The 14963-nt window shown below is 45.5% G+C and carries 16 protein-coding genes; 13 read left to right on the top strand and 3 right to left on the bottom strand.

The window, feature by feature from the left end; translation table 11 throughout:
• The first annotated feature begins 74 nt into the window (after positions 1 to 74).
• Positions 75 to 1034: a LacI family DNA-binding transcriptional regulator gene (locus tag CGZ90_RS05360; RefSeq protein ID WP_094251280.1), complete on the top strand. Its 960-nt coding sequence runs from the start codon at positions 75 to 77 to the stop codon at positions 1032 to 1034.
• A 56-nt stretch (positions 1035 to 1090) separates the two neighbouring features.
• Here the strand turns inward: CGZ90_RS05360 and CGZ90_RS05355 are convergent, their stop codons facing one another.
• From CGZ90_RS05355 to CGZ90_RS05345, 3 genes are all read right to left on the bottom strand, one after another.
• Positions 1091 to 1591, bottom strand: a complete 501-nt coding sequence (locus CGZ90_RS05355) for a DUF4825 domain-containing protein (protein WP_240515348.1) — start codon at positions 1589 to 1591, stop codon at positions 1091 to 1093.
• Positions 1592 to 1707: 116 nt separating this feature from the next.
• Positions 1708 to 2043 carry an MGMT family protein gene (locus CGZ90_RS05350; RefSeq protein WP_094251279.1) on the bottom strand — a complete coding sequence of 112 codons (336 nt, stop codon included), beginning with the start codon at positions 2041 to 2043 and terminating at the stop codon, positions 1708 to 1710.
• Positions 2044 to 2103: 60 nt separating this feature from the next.
• Positions 2104 to 3078, bottom strand: coding sequence for a glycerophosphodiester phosphodiesterase family protein (locus CGZ90_RS05345; RefSeq protein WP_094251278.1), 975 nt, complete (start codon positions 3076 to 3078; stop codon positions 2104 to 2106).
• A 265-nt stretch (positions 3079 to 3343) separates the two neighbouring features.
• Between CGZ90_RS05345 and CGZ90_RS05340 the strand changes: the two genes are divergently transcribed.
• The 12 genes from CGZ90_RS05340 to CGZ90_RS05285 all read left to right on the top strand — a co-directional run bounded on the left by CGZ90_RS05340 (position 3344) and on the right by CGZ90_RS05285 (position 14786).
• Positions 3344 to 3856, top strand: coding sequence for an RNA polymerase sigma factor (locus CGZ90_RS05340; RefSeq protein WP_165766777.1), 513 nt, complete (start codon positions 3344 to 3346; stop codon positions 3854 to 3856).
• Positions 3846 to 5351, top strand: coding sequence for a zf-HC2 domain-containing protein (locus CGZ90_RS05335; RefSeq protein ID WP_094251276.1), 1506 nt, complete (start codon positions 3846 to 3848; stop codon positions 5349 to 5351). Before CGZ90_RS05340 ends, CGZ90_RS05335 begins: the two co-directional genes overlap by 11 nt.
• A 45-nt stretch (positions 5352 to 5396) precedes the next feature.
• The gene (locus tag CGZ90_RS05330) at positions 5397 to 6050 is read left to right on the top strand and encodes a response regulator (protein ID WP_094251275.1); all 654 of its coding nucleotides are present in this window, start codon (positions 5397 to 5399) and stop codon (positions 6048 to 6050) included.
• Positions 6051 to 6215: 165 nt separating this feature from the next.
• Positions 6216 to 7025, top strand: coding sequence for a nicotianamine synthase family protein (locus tag CGZ90_RS05325; protein ID WP_094251274.1), 810 nt, complete (start codon positions 6216 to 6218; stop codon positions 7023 to 7025).
• Positions 7026 to 7035: 10 nt separating this feature from the next.
• Positions 7036 to 8334, top strand: a complete 1299-nt coding sequence (locus CGZ90_RS05320) for an opine metallophore biosynthesis dehydrogenase (RefSeq protein WP_094251273.1) — start codon at positions 7036 to 7038, stop codon at positions 8332 to 8334.
• Positions 8331 to 9203 (top strand): DMT family transporter, encoded by an 873-nt coding sequence (locus CGZ90_RS05315; RefSeq protein ID WP_094251272.1) that lies wholly within the window; start codon positions 8331 to 8333, stop codon positions 9201 to 9203. Before CGZ90_RS05320 ends, CGZ90_RS05315 begins: the two co-directional genes overlap by 4 nt.
• Before the next feature lie 52 nt (positions 9204 to 9255).
• Positions 9256 to 10785 (top strand): nickel ABC transporter substrate-binding protein, encoded by a 1530-nt coding sequence (gene nikA, locus CGZ90_RS05310; RefSeq protein WP_094251271.1) that lies wholly within the window; start codon positions 9256 to 9258, stop codon positions 10783 to 10785.
• Complete coding sequence (nikB, locus tag CGZ90_RS05305) at positions 10782 to 11723, top strand: nickel ABC transporter permease (protein WP_094251270.1); 942 nt, start codon at positions 10782 to 10784, stop codon at positions 11721 to 11723. Before nikA ends, nikB begins: the two co-directional genes overlap by 4 nt.
• Positions 11720 to 12547: a nickel transporter permease gene (nikC, locus tag CGZ90_RS05300; RefSeq protein ID WP_094251269.1), complete on the top strand. Its 828-nt coding sequence runs from the start codon at positions 11720 to 11722 to the stop codon at positions 12545 to 12547. Before nikB ends, nikC begins: the two co-directional genes overlap by 4 nt.
• Before the next feature lie 2 nt (positions 12548 to 12549).
• Positions 12550 to 13362, top strand: a complete 813-nt coding sequence (locus CGZ90_RS05295; RefSeq protein ID WP_094251268.1) for an ABC transporter ATP-binding protein — start codon at positions 12550 to 12552, stop codon at positions 13360 to 13362.
• A complete protein-coding gene (locus CGZ90_RS05290; protein WP_094251267.1) occupies positions 13359 to 14090 on the top strand; it encodes an ABC transporter ATP-binding protein in 732 nt (243 codons plus the stop codon). Before CGZ90_RS05295 ends, CGZ90_RS05290 begins: the two co-directional genes overlap by 4 nt.
• Before the next feature lie 147 nt (positions 14091 to 14237).
• Positions 14238 to 14786 carry an NADPH-dependent FMN reductase gene (locus tag CGZ90_RS05285; RefSeq protein WP_094251266.1) on the top strand — a complete coding sequence of 183 codons (549 nt, stop codon included), beginning with the start codon at positions 14238 to 14240 and terminating at the stop codon, positions 14784 to 14786.
• The last annotated feature ends 177 nt before the right edge of the window (positions 14787 to 14963 follow it).

Below are 14963 nucleotides of genomic sequence, written 5' to 3'. Positions count from 1 at the left end.
AAAATCGGCAAACTGCTTTCATGTCATTGTATAATAATAGAAAACGTTTGCAGCCAAGATTGGAGAGAGAGTCATTGGTCAGTATAAAAGACATCGCAAAAATAGCGGGTGTGTCCATATCGACGGTTTCCTACGCCTTGAACGGGAGTACGAAGGTGACGAAGGAAACAACCGAACGCATTATGGCTATAGCCAAAGAGCTGGATTACCGGCCGAGTGCGGCGGCCCGCTCATTGAAAAAAAGACAGACGAACATCATCGGTGTATTTTTGACCGACTACAGCGGTGCGTTTTACGGCCAGCTGCTGCAAGGGATGATGGAAACGCTGAACAATAACGGCTATGAACTGATCGTATGCAGCGGAGAAAAGTCGCACCGGTTTCTGCCCGAGCGGATGATTGACGGCGCGATTATCTTAGATGCCACATTTTCAACGGACGAGTTACTGAGTCACGCTGACCGTGGGCACAAGCTTGTTGTCATGGACCGGGAGATGGATCATAACAACATCTCGCAGGTGCTGTTGGATAATAAAGCTGGAGCAACATTGGCAGTTGATTATGTGGCAGAAAAAGGACACAGCAAGCTGTATGTTGTGAAGGGGCCTGAAGATTCTTTTGATGCCCAGCAGCGTTTGAACGCCGTTCGGAAAGCGGTAAAGCGATATCCGTTGATTGATTATATTGAGCTGAATGGAGACTTTGGCAAAGGTTCTGGTGAATCGGCGGGACAGGTCATGGTGGATGAGTTTAATGGTCCTGCAGCAGCCTTCTGTTTGAACGATGAGATGGCAATTGGGATGTATAACCAGATCAATAAGTCCAATTTGCGTGTCGGACATGATGTTTCCATCATCGGATTCGATAACATCGAAGTCGCTCATTATACGAATCCTAGGCTCGCTACCATCAACTATTCGAAGCATAAATGGGGTGCGCTGGCGGCTGAGCAGCTTTTGAAGCTAATTAAGAATGAAGGTGCAGAGAAAGAGAAAATCAATGTGAGTTTGATCGAGGGAGATTCGGTGAAATAACTAGCCGGGGTCCGGTACCTTTTCAAATGGCGAAAAGGTACCGGACCCCGTTGGTTTTAACCCGAAGGTGTATTGAAAAATTCATTCATCTTCTTCTTATCATTAAAGAAATCGTATACGAGCTTTCTTAATTCTTTTTCGTTTTCGAAACTGTTTAATTTTTTTCCATACCAAGCCTCTAATTTTTCTCGTTTAACAGTGTGGGTTTCGTCACCGAAATGAAAAGTTACCCAGTCTGCATTATTAACTAACGCAAAGAGAAAGGTGGAATTGAGAATTATGGTCTCTTCGACTATATCTCCCATTGTTACACCTTCAACATATTTATAATTTAAAGTTATTCCGTATGGTTTTTCTTTTGTTTGAAGTTCAAAACCTTGTAAAAGTTTACGGTTGGCTAATTGCCTCACTATGTTCCCGATTGCAGAGTTGTCACCTATATATGAATCTTTGTATTGAAATAAATCCTTGTTTTCAGGTTCGCTTAATGTACAGCCGCATAGGAAGAATGACAGAATCAATACACATAAAATCATTAAATTTTTTCTTTTACGCAATCGTATCCCTCCATTTTATCTACCAATAAATTTTACCATAAAAATACATTTGTTAAATCTAATAATAGAAAAGCTGCCTCCAAAGTCATGGTACACTTGGAAGCAGCTTCATAATTTCACATCACATCATCAAAGTTTTCGTTCATGTCAGGCTGCCAGAGATGTTTTTCCAGATCAACCGTATTATTGTTCTTGAAGATAACACCCTCAGTTTCGAGGAGACTCTTTTGCGTCAAGAAACTTTCCTCATCTTTGAAACCGATCTCACCGCGGACATTGATAACCCGGTGCCAAGGCAGATGATGCTTCTCACTGAGAGAATGCAGGATGCGAACCACTTGTCGCGCACCACGTGGACTGCCGGCAAACGCCGCGATCTGGCCGTAAGTCATTACTTTGCCTGGCGGTATCTCATGTATAATGTTAACTGCTTTTTGTGTGAATGGGTTCAAGCTCGGTCAACTCCTGTCACTCTCATTATACCACTGGGGTACGGTACTCGATGACCTTGTTTACTTTTTGTACAAAGGTGCAACGCGGTCAATCCGGTTCGTCCAAATCCCCCCACTGAAGTCAGATGGCAGACGTTCAAGATCTTCCGCAGAATCAAATCCTTCCGACCAGCCGCCGTCTCCGGCAACTACAATGACCCTTGTGTTTACCTTTTCCATGCGCTTAATAAATTTATCCGGCCAGCCCCACATATACGGCGCGTATTTTTCAGGTATGTGCAGCTGGGTGTCTTTGCACGCCTCAGGCATAAAGCCTGTCCAGCCGGTTCCGATATACGGAAGCATGCAGCTTTTTAAGGTGGCCATTGACATCACGCGCATGTCTGGGATTTCTTTTTTCAACGACGCAACAGGTTTATCTCCACCGTAAACGGTGAGTTTGCTGAGTTGTTTTTCAGGCAGTGAGGACAGATGTTCAGCGAGCTTTATGCCTTCTTGGGCATCATTGCTTTTAATGTGTACCAAAAAAGGGTGTCCAGGAAACTCAGTAAAAACCTCTTCTAGCGATGGCATCTGTCCCACGCCTTTTCCGCGGAAAGGAAATGTCTTTCCGTTGTCTGCCGTGTAGCCATAGCCGATGTCCAGTTTCTTCAGTTCAGCAAGCGTGTAGTCTTTTGTCACGCCTTTCCCGTTCGTCCGGCACTCCAGAGTCCAGTCATGAAACACTGCGAACTGCCCGTCCTTGGTCTGCTTTACGTCCAGCTCCACCACATCAGCTCCCGCCTCAAACGCGGCCTTCATCGAAGGAAGCGTATTTTCGAGATAAGGATGCTCAGGCTTGAAAATTCGTTCCGCGGTGCATGTCTCTCCGGTAATGCCCTCCATTGTGAACGTTTGTCCCATCCCCCGGTGGGCGAGAAGCAGAGGTTCCTCTCCATCGTTATTAATAAAGAGAGATGTATTATTTAAATAAATAAAAGCTGCGAATAACAATAAAAAGATGAATGCCTTTTTTCGCTTTTTTATAAAGTTCACTTTACTTCCTCCTGTAAATGATAGATTTCTGCCTATTATTGATAGTAATAGAAAGGAAGAATTACACAATAGTGGAAAAATGATAAAGGGATGATAATTGTGTGAATACTAGCCGATAAAAATGGGGGTACGGTACCATTTCGGAAGATTCCGCACAGTGGGCGGTTTCATTGGAAATGGTACCTTACCCCAAAAATATATTTCTAATTTATGTAACTTTACATATACCTTGCCCGTCTGTCTAACCGGCGAGAGGAGAGACGTTATGAACGACCCGTTGGAGGAGATGTATCATCTCTACAAAACAAGTATTTTTCATTATTTATTGCAGCTCACATTCCATCAGCATACGGCAGAAGAGCTGACGCACGATACGTTTTTAAAAGCGTTCCGCATGTTCACGTCTTTCCGCGGCGAGGCGAGCATCAAGACTTGGCTGTACCGGATCGCCCGAAACACGTATCTCGATCATGTACAAAAGAAATCGAGCGCACTTGAGGAGCAAACGGATTTCTCGGAACGGATGTACGCAGACTCGGAAAACCAGCAAGGTTCACTAGACGAGAAACTGTTCATCCAGCACATCTTAAGCCAGTTGACAGAAAAGGAACGCACGCTTATCGTGCTGCGTGACAAGGATCTTTTCACGTACCGTGAGATTGGCCTGATTTTAAACATGCCAGAAGCACAAGTGAAAGTTGGCATCTTTAGGGCACGGAAAAAATTTAAAGAGTACTACATACATGAAACACAGGGGGACCAGAAAAATGAAGCATGATTGTGATGTGATTCAGGAGCTGCAGCCGCTTTATGAAGATGGCGGGCTGAAGCCGAGCGTCATGAAGAAAATAGACGAACATTTGAAAACCTGCCAAAGCTGTAGGGAGTATTACGAAATCGGCGGCGGTGATTTGCACGATTATTTTGCGTCTCAAGAGGAAATCGCTCCGACCGCTGAACTTGATCAGAAGATGAAGCTGCGATTTAAGCTGAGGAGAATGAAGGTAATTGCGGCATTGTTAGTGATCGTCATCGTTTCTTCTTTGGTTCAGGACTATGCACATTCACGTGAACGGATCATTGATGGCAGAAATGACTTGTATAGATCAGCTGAATTTTTTGAACAGATGACTCACAATGTTGTAAGCGATGACAAACCGCAGATCAATTTTTGGAGCGATGAGTATTTCGGAATTAATCAGGACGTGCAAAAAATGGAGGAAAATTATAATTGGATAGAACAAAAAAGAAATATGGATAATTGGCATGTACTGAACTCAGATACGTATTTTCAAATGATCGAGGTTATGGTCTATCGCCGTCAAAATAATATGTGGAATGATCAGGATGAAAAAGCGTACAAGGAGATGGAACAGCATACCGGTCAATTTAAAAAAGTGGTTAAGGAGATAGATAGAGTATTCTACCATGGGTATAGCTCTTACTTTGAGCTGCTGAATGTTAAAGAATTAAACATGTTTTACAAAAAGATGAATGAACTAAGTTATTTTTACATCACCTATCATAAGACGCCTGATATGGTGAAGCCTTTGTCACAGAAAGAAATGAAGAAGCGGCTGCAGTCTTTTTTTCAGATGAAGAACGCAGACGTCAGTCTTGAAAAAGCAAGAATCTCTTCATCATCTGACGTACCTGGAAACTACAGGTACACGATAGAAAACAAAGATCATACGTATTCGGGGGAGATGAACGCGTATTCTGGATACATTTTGGATGCTAGAAATGAGGGTGATCTGACGGAATCAGGCAAGCTGAAAAAAGAGAAGGAAGTAAGACAGATCGCGGAAGAGTATGCTCGCCGACTTTTCGGTGACAAAATAAAATACGGCATGGTATACGAAGGGATGAACTATAACTCTTCTTCTACAGAGGATGTTTACAGCTATAGTGTGGCATTAAGCTTCCTGCCGTACGATGCAGGTCATGCGGTTGTCATCCATCTGAACGCTGTGACCGGTGAGCTGACGGATATGACGGCTAATATGCTAAATGGATACATTAAGGCAGGTCCTGAAATAAATGCGGGTATTAAGATCAATAAAGCAGACGCTGAAAAACAGGCACTCGCTCTGGTTGAAGAAGAACGACGCCAGGACCCAGCGAAATTAGAATTTTATAAAACCGAAACAATTCTGTCGTCCCTTACTGGTAAGTATGTGAGAGTCCACATTTTTGAGATTGAGGATGGAGAAAACTTTTTTATAAACGCAGAAACCGGCGAAAAGGAGATTCCTTATACAGGGGCCTTTTAATTGACGTATAATAAGTAATAAATTCCCTAATATGAGGTAGCAAAAATGAAGATTAACGTAATGCTGGTGGATGATCACCACATGGTGCGAAAAGGGCTGCGTTTTTTTCTGAGCACGCAGTCAGAAATTGAAGTGATAGCTGAGGCGGGGAATGGCCAAGAGGCGATTACCCTGCTCGAAACAGTCAAGCCGGACATCTTGCTTATGGATTTGACGATGCCGGTCATGGATGGAATTGAAGCGACACGGCAGGTCAAAGCGAGATTCCCAGAAATCAAGATTATCATTCTTACAAGTTTTTCTGATCAAGATCATGTGCTGCCTGCTTTAAAAGCAGGAGCGGAAGGGTATCAGCTGAAGGACATTGAGCCGGATGAACTGGTCAAATGCATCAAGGCAGTATATCAGGGGAACAAGCAGCTGCATCCAGAGGCGACGACCCAGCTGCTGAGCGAACTTACGGGAAGCGCAGCGGCAAAAGAGAATCCTGATGAGCGGCTGTTCCAGACGCTGACGGCAAGGGAGCGGGATGTTCTTTGTGAAATTACCCGCGGCAAAGGGAACAAAGAAATTGCCGCCGATCTTTTTATCACAGAAAAAACGGTAAAAACCCACGTCAGCAGCATTCTTTCCAAGCTATGTTTGCATGACCGCACACAGGCCGCGATCATGGCTACGAAAAATGGGTGGTTTGAATAATTTGGAGGAAGACTAGCGCAAAATAGCGCTGGTCTTTTTTTTCTGGCGGTGATGTAGTCCCGAAACTTTCTACCTATCTTTCAATTTATGATTGACGTTTAATAAAAGACGATGATAAAGTTTAAAACGTAATTATTACGATTTAAGATTAAAAAGGAGGATCAAGTGAAGGAACGATTTGAATTATTGCTGTCATTGAAAACGCTGGAGTATGAGATTAATGAGCTGCTGATTTTTTCAAAAGAATGTGAAGAATGCTTTGATCTGCTGCAGGAGAAGCTGGACAGTCTTCACCAATTCATGACATGTGAAGATAACGTCAGCCGTTGGGATAGCTGGGGTACAGATGAGCTCATCGTTTCTCATTCTGAAAAGGTGCGTGACGCATCCGTCCGTGCAGCGTGCAGCATGGAGAAACATCAGTCAAAACGGTCATGCAACCATGAATTAAATGTGAGCGAATATATCGAGACACTAGCATCAACAGTAAAAAACGAGCTGGAGGAATTCGGAGTGGATGGTAGCTCAAAGGTTGTATTCATCGGTTCAGGTGCATTTCCAATATCGGCACTGACGATCGCGAGTGAAAAGGGAGCGGCCGTCTGCTGTATCGATATCGACCAAGAAGCCTTGATACTCGGAAGGAAAGTGGCTGAACTGACGGGGCTTCAATCAGCCGTTACGTTTACCAGTGAGAAAGCAGACGAGGTTCCGTTTACTGCTGAAGCAACACATATTTTTATCGCCTCATTAGTGAATAACAAGAAAGATGTGTTGAATGGTCTGCGTAAAGCAGTACAGCCTTCAGCTAAAATTATCCTGCGGTACGGAAACGGGTTAAAGTCTATTTTTAATTATCCGTTTGAACGGGACAATCTTAACGATTGGAGCGTTGCCAGTTCGGAACGCGGAGAAGGTATCTATGACACCGTCTTGCTTAAAAAGAAAATACATACATCTACAATAGTCATTTAAGGGGGAACTTGTGAGCAAACACCATGTATTTGGAAACACATTATTGGCTGGGGCCGGTCCTGCAGCCATTCAAATCGCTGTCCATCTGTCGAAGGGGTGGAGCACAAAGCTTGCACTCTACAACCGCCACGGCTCACATGCTTCCCGTATGGCAGAAGAGCTGCATCACAGCCAAAACATAGTAAAGCTTACTGTACAAGGCGATCACGATAGACGGCTTTCAGGGTCAGCTGTAATAGAGCGGCTGTACGATAATCCGAAAGATATAGATGACATCTGGGAGACGCTCATCCTCTGCACGCCGTGTGACCAATATCACGATGTACTAAAGAAGCTTGGTGCAGCAGACTGGCAGAAACTTCGTACCGTGATCCTGATCTCTCCGAACATTGGCTCTAACGATCTTGTGCGCCACTGCCTGCGCAATCCGGAAGTCATCAGCTTTTCCTCATATTACGGAGCAACGAAGCTGACAAATTCAGAGTCTGTCATTTCGGCTTATACGAAAGCGCTGAAGAAACGAATTTATATCGGAAGCTCAAACGAGATGAGTAAGATGGTGCCAAACGTACAGCGCTTTTTAAAAAGCTTCAATGTGGAAGGAATAGCTGTGCGTGATCCGGTGACCGCCGAGTGCAAGAACATTACGACCTACGTTCATCCGCCGCTGTTTTTAAACGATTTTTCGTTAAATGAAATTCTGCGTCCTGTTTCAGCGCATCAAAAGTTTATGTACAAGCTGTATCCAGAAGGGCCGATCACGCAGTACACGATTCGTTCGATGGTGAGGCTTTGGAAAGAGATTTCTTCCTTAGTGGAACACCTTGGCGCTGAACCTGTGAACCTGCTGCAGTTCTTAAATGATGACAATTATCCTGTTCCTGAAGAGTCGCTGTCCCGCGATGATATTGAGAGATTCAAAGAATTTAACGAAGTGAAGCAGGAGTATTTGCTGTATATCCGTTACTCATCCATCTTGATTGATCCGTTTTCTGCTCCGGATGAACGAGGGCGGTACTTTGAATTTTCTGCTGTTCCGTATCGGAAAATCGGTAAAAACGAGCTGGGACAATGGACTGTTCCCCGCATTCCACATGAAGATTACCGGAAACTTAAAGTCATATACGGTCTGGCTCAAAAAGCTGGGCTAAGCATGCCGGAATCTACAGCCTTACTGCAAGGCTATGAACGGCATATTCATGATTTCGCGAAACACTATGGAAAGCATAAAGTATCGCTTGAAATCTTTAAAGATACTTGGTCACACGACATTGAGGCGATCGCATCAGAAAGGATGTGCAATACATGAAGAACGGTGTTGTATTAGCCATCCTGTCATCGCTCGTGTTCAGTGTGATGAACGCACTCGTAAAGGCAGTCAGCCTGACAATCCCTTACGCCGAATCCGTCTTTTTCAGAAGCATCATCGGAACTATCATCATCTTGTTTCTTATGAAAAGAAAGAACATGCCATTTTCCAAAACGGGAAGGCCGATGCTTGCGGTCAGGGGAGTGTTTGGCGCGCTTTACCTGCTCGCCTATTTTTATACAATATCTAAAATTCCGCTTGCCGACGCTAGTATACTGGCGCATATGTCACCGTTCTTCGCGGTCGTGCTTGCCGGAGTGTTTTTAAAAGAGAAACTGCCGAAGATGCTGCTGTTCGTTCTGCCGGCTGTGATACTTGGGGCTGTGATGCTTGTGAAGCCGCAGCAGTTCGAAACGTATTCTATGTTTGCCTTTGTTGGCGTACTCAGCGCCTTTTTTGCGGCATGTGCGGCAACTTCGATCCGATATTTAAGCAGCCGCCATCATTCGTATGAGATCGTGTTTTACTTTTTGGCGACTGCGACCGTCGTCAGTGTGCCGTTCATGTGGAACTCATTTATCGTTCCATCGCCGCTGGAGCTGTTTTACCTTGTGTGCATCGGTGTCGTATCTCTGCTCGGACAGCTTTTTTTAACGAGCGCCTTTACTCATGAGAACGTAATCGTAGTCGAGGTGACGCGCTATATAGGCATCGTGTTCAACGCAATGTGGGGTTTTCTGTTTTGGAGTGAGATACCTGACACACAAACCCTGGCAGGAGGTATGCTGATTATTTCTGCCTGCATCTTCTTATCACGAAGAAAGCAGTTGGAGATACAGATCAGCCGGCTCCGGTCGAGGAAAGTTTAAATTTTTTTAGTGTGTAAATCGTAATGATTACTAATTATGTGGGGGATTAGTTATGAGGAAAAAAAGGTTAGGATTCGTGTTGAGCGCTGCGCTGGCTTTAACTGCCTGTTCATCTGAAGGAGCTTCAAATGAAAAACGAGGAAATGCTGAGGAAAAAGAGATCACGTTTCTTTCCAATTTCCCAAGTGAGACATTAGATCCTCATCTAAACTACACGGCGGTGAGAGCGGGTATTAACGAAACGCTTGTAAAAATTAACGAAGATCTTGAACTTGAGCCTTGGCTTGCCGAAAAGTGGGAAACAAAGGATAACGGACAGACGTGGACTTTCACAATCCGTGAGAACGTAACGTTCCAAAATGGAGACAAACTCGATGCAGAAGCTGTGAAACGATCACTTCAGCGAAACATTGGGGTTAGTGAAGCGATGAAAACAGCGCTGAAGATCAAAGAAATTAAGGCAGACAAGCAGAAGCTGACAATCGTCACACAAGAGCCTCTTCCTCATCTGCCATCTGAGCTCGTTCATCCGAACACAGCTATTCTGGATGTGGACGAAAAGGATACCGGAAAAAAACCGGTCGGAACAGGACCGTTTGAGCCGGTGGGTTTCAGCGCAGGCAGCAAGCTTGAGCTGAAACGATATGACGGTTATTGGGATGGAAAGGCAAAACTCGACCACGCTGTATTCACATTTAATGAAGATGCTAACGCACGGACGCTTGCTCTCCAATCAGGCGATGCGGATATCGTGTATCGTCCGGCTATCGAAAGTATCGAGAGCCTGAAAGCAGACAATTCAATTAAAACAGATGTCGTTCCAAGTCTGCGGACACATTTGCTCATGTACAACAATGTTAATCCAGTGTTCAAGGATAAACACGTCCGAAAAGCGTTCGATTACTTGATTGATAGAAAGGAAACAGCGGACAGCATTATGGCAGGCCAGGCTGATACAGCTGATGGACCGTTTCTATCAGACTTTCCGTTTACACCTGAGTACGAAAAGAAAGAATACAGCCTAGAAAAAGCGAAAGAGCATTTCGATCATGCGGGGTATGAGATGAAGGACGGCAATCTTGTGAAGGAAGGCAAGCCGCTCTCTCTTAAAATCTTAACCTATGCTTATCGTCCAGAACTTCCGCTGATCGCTCAGATGCTGCAATCGGAAGCGAAGCAGCTCGGCATCCAAATCGAGATTCAGCAGGTGGAAAATATTGATGAGTACATCGCTAAAAAGGATGACTGGGATCTGGCGACATATAGTTTAATCACCTCCCCGCGCGGTGATGCGAGCTACTTCCTAAACTCGGCTTATATGGAAGGCGGAGCGATCAATCCTGGCAAGATCGACAACAGTGAGCTCACAGATAGAATTTCTAGGCTGAACGCAACGCTTGAGGAAGAGAAACGGAACGAACTGGCGGAAGAAGCGGTATCAATCATCGATCAAGAAAGACTGCATTCTTTTATCGTTCATCCAAACAATTTTGCTGCCTATAACGAAAAAGTGAAGAACTGGAAGCTGAGCAAGAGCGAGTATTATATCCTCACGAAAGATGTTGATGTAATACAGCCATGAAGATGATCGCAAACCGTTTGCTCGAGCTTGTGCTTTTTCTGCTTGTGCTTTCGTTCATCAGCTTCGCGTTCATGAAGCTTGCTCCCGGTGACCCTGTCCGGTACATGCTGAACATTGACGATGTGGCGGTTTCAGAAGAAAGGATTGAAGAGCTGAGGGAAGAGCTGGGTTTTAATGAACCTATAATCGTCCAATATGGGCTTTGGCTTGTGCGGTTCTTTCAGTTTGATCTTGGCATCTCATACATGACACAGCAGCCTGTCACACAGGAACTGGCGGAAAAATTGCCGGCAACTCTTATACTTACATTCTGCTCCGTCGTGATCATGACCCTGATCTCAGTGCCTGTTGGATCTTTATCTGCACTTTACAAAAACAAGATGATCGATCAAGTGAGCCGTCTTTTCGCTTTAATCGGCGCATCAGTACCGAGTTTCTGGCTTGGACTGCTGCTCATACAGTGGTTTTCGGTGAAACTTGGCTGGCTGCCGTCAATGGGATCTGACTCTATTCTTCATCTGATTCTGCCGTCTGTCACACTTGGAGTGGCGATGGCAGCCGTATATGTGAGACTGCTCCGGTCAAGTCTTCTTGAAAGCTTGAATCAGGATTTTGTTATATCAGCAAAAGCAAGGGGATTAAGCAGCTTTCGAATATTTTGGTTTCATGCTTTACGCCACAGCATGGTACCAGTCATTACGATTTTCGGTGTCAGCCTTGGGAGCCTGCTCGGCGGGACAGTGATCATTGAAGTGCTGTTTTCTTATCCCGGAATCGGAAAGCTGGTTGTCGATGCAATCGTTCGACGAGACTATCCCGTCATTCAAGGGTACATCTTGTTCATGGGATTGTTTGTGGCAGTCATTAACATCCTTGTTGATTTATCGTACAGGTATCTGGACCCTGAGATCCGGCTGAAAGAAGGAGGGAGCACATGAAACAGATCATCGTTCATAAACCCATTTTCCTCATTGGCGGAATGCTGATTTTGGTACTTACCTTTGCTGCTGCAATTTCGTTCATTGTTCCATATGATCCGCTGCATGTGAACATGAAAGAACGGCTGCTGCCCGCAGGTGCTGGGCACATTCTTGGCACCGATCATCTCGGAAGAGACATCTTTTCCCGCATAATAGCCGGGGCGAAAACAACCGTCGGGACCGGTCTGCTGATTTTGGGAGCCGCTGTTGTGATCGGTGTACCTGCAGGTCTTATTTCAGGATATGCAGGCGGGAGGTTTGACCGGATTTTTATGAGAATTATCGACGCGTTCATGGCGTTTCCTGATTATATCGTGGCTATCGTGCTGAGCGGACTTCTCGGTCCGGGAATGCTGAATCTTATTTTCGCGATTGTCATGGTGAAATGGGTCGGCTATGCCCGCCTCGTCCGCGGGACGGTGCTTTCACAGAAGCAAAAGGATTACATTATCCTCGCCAAGATCAACGGATTGGGTCCGATGCGTATTCTATGGAAACATATGATGCCCCATGTCGCGGGCAATGTCCTTGTCCTTGCTACACTTGATCTTGGAAAAGTTATCCTCATGATTGCTGCATTGTCCTACATTGGACTAGGTGCACAGCCGCCAGCACCTGAATGGGGTGCGATGCTGAACGATGGCAAAGCGTTTTTCTATCATAAGCCTGAACTGATGATTATTCCTGGAGTATGCATTATGCTAGTCGTCCTTCTCTCCAACCTTGCGGGAGATTTCCTGCGTGATCATTATGATGTAAAAAGCCAGAAAGGAGGACAGTGAAGATGCTCCTCAGTATGAACGGACTGTCCATCTATCATAAAAAGAGATGTATCGTAGACAAAGTCAGTCTAGCCTTAGCATATGGAGAATGGCATGCGGTGGCAGGGGAAAGCGGAAGCGGAAAAAGCGTCACTGCTCTCTCGATAGCTGGACTGCTGCCGAACGAGCTGTCAGCTGAAGGCTCTATTTTTTATGAAGGAATCGATTTGCTAACCTTTAGCCATAAAAAAATGCGGCTATTGCGCGGAAAAAAAATTTCGTATATTTTTCAAGATTATCAAGGCTCGTTTACTCCGTTCATGACGATTGGCAGCCAGTTTGATGAAATGCTGTGTACGCATACAGATCTGCCGAAAAAAGCACGGCAGACAAAAGCACTCCTGTCGCTTGAAGAGGTGGGGCTTCCGCCCGAAAGGACGTTCTGCAGCTATCCTTTTCAGCTTAGCGGTGGACAAGTGCAGCGCGCAGCAATCGCAATGGCAACCATGTTACAGCCGAAGCTGATCATTGCCGATGAACCGACGACTGCACTAGACAGCATTACAGCTACGGCCGTACTGCAGCTTTTAAAAAAGAGGCAGAGCGAAACCGGCTGCGGAGTCTTGTTCATCACCCACGATCTTCGTACCGTGAAAAAGTACAGCGACACCGTTTCTGTTATGCAGTATGGCAGAATAGTGGAGACAGGCAGACCTCACCATGTGCTGGCAAAACCGAAGCATGAGTACACGAAACAGCTCGTTTCGGCTTTACCGCCGCTTTGCAATGTTCCGGTCCGGCTAGGGCGGGAAGCCTTAAAGGAGGGGCTCAAATGAAGGAAGCTGTTATAGCAGTAAAGAATGCGGCGAAGACTTACATTGGCAGCAGCAGAGCTGCACTCGATTCAGTTTCTTTTACCATTATTAGAGGAGAGTGTCTTGGAATTGTAGGAGAGAGCGGAAGCGGGAAAAGCACACTAGCAAAATGCATTCTTGGGATTCAGGAGATTAGTGATGGTGAGATCACACTGAGTGACAAGCCACAGGCTGTGCTGCAGAATCCATCTGCTTCTCTCAATCCAAAACTGCGGATTATCGACTCGCTGCTCGAGCCGCTTGATGCTCAGAAGCATCTGCTTCCATCTTTTTTGGCAGACGTCTGTCATGACCGAAGAAAAACGGGAGATAAGCTGCTCAGCATGGTCAGCCTGCCCGGTGGCTGCCTGGATCAATACCCGCATCAGCTGAGCGGCGGACAGAAGCAGCGTGTCAGCATCGCACGCGCTATCAGCGTTGAACCACGGCTCATTGTCTTTGATGAGCCTACAGCAAGCCTGGATGTTTTAGTGCAGGCGAAGGTGCTGAACTTGCTGAAGGATTTGCAGGAAAAGCTGGGTCTGTCCTATTTGTTTATTTCACACGACCTGGCCGCTGTGAATTTTATGAGCCAGCGCATCGGTGTGATGAAGGACGGGCAACTGCTTGACTTGTTTAGACGCGAAGCATTGTTCTCGCCGCAAAGGCATCCGTACACAAAACAGCTGATTGAAGTTTTTGACTCATAAGAGGGTCTCAGCCTTTAGACCGAGAAAGTCCTGTCCAAAAGCAGGACTTTTTTACATTTATAAATCCATCGTTATCATGAGGCTTAGAAACCTCGAGCCGGATATGATAGTATTAGAATCCATCAGAGAATAAGTGAGGTATCCGTTATGAAAATTATGGTGATTGCAGGGAGCCCTACGGCTGAATCAAGAACAAGAGGCGTCGCGCAGTATGCGGCTGAAGTATTGAGAGAGCTTAATGTTGAAGTGCTTTATTTTGATGTAGGAATTGACCGTTTGCCGCTGTTTACCGGTGACGCGTCTGAAGCAGATAACGAGACGGTAAAGAAACTGGCAGCATATGCCGAAGAAGCGGACGGATTTTTCGTCACGACGCCAGAATACCACAGCGGAATGAGCGGCGCGCTGAAGAACGCACTCGATTTTCTTGGCGGTAAATATTTTAAAAACAAGCCATCCGCGATCGCGGTCGCAGCTGGCGGCGGAAAAGGCGGCATGAACGCGATGACGAACCTTCGTACCGTATTGCGCGGATTGTACAGCCTCGTTCTGCCCGATCAGTATGTCGCTGACCCGGTGGCGTTCGACGAAGGCAACGTGCTCACAGATGAACTTGCGAAGACTCGTGTAGCTGAGCTTGCGAAGCAGCTGGCGGAAATGACAGCTCTTATCCAGCCGAGCAAAGTGAATAACTAACCGGGTACGGTACTCCCCGCATAGATACACCCTTTTAAAAAAAGCAGAGGCAGCAGCCTCTGCTTTTCCATTTTTCTATTCAACCTTTAAAATGGATTACATTTCCATAATTATGAATTATAATGGTTTACATAATGAGGGTACGGTACCAAATTCAGTGATGAAGCTCACTTAGAC

It is taken from the genome of Fictibacillus aquaticus (assembly GCF_002245695.1).
GTDB lineage: Bacteria > Bacillota > Bacilli > Bacillales > Fictibacillaceae > Fictibacillus > Fictibacillus aquaticus.
This window is presented reverse-complemented; position numbering and strand designations above follow the sequence as displayed.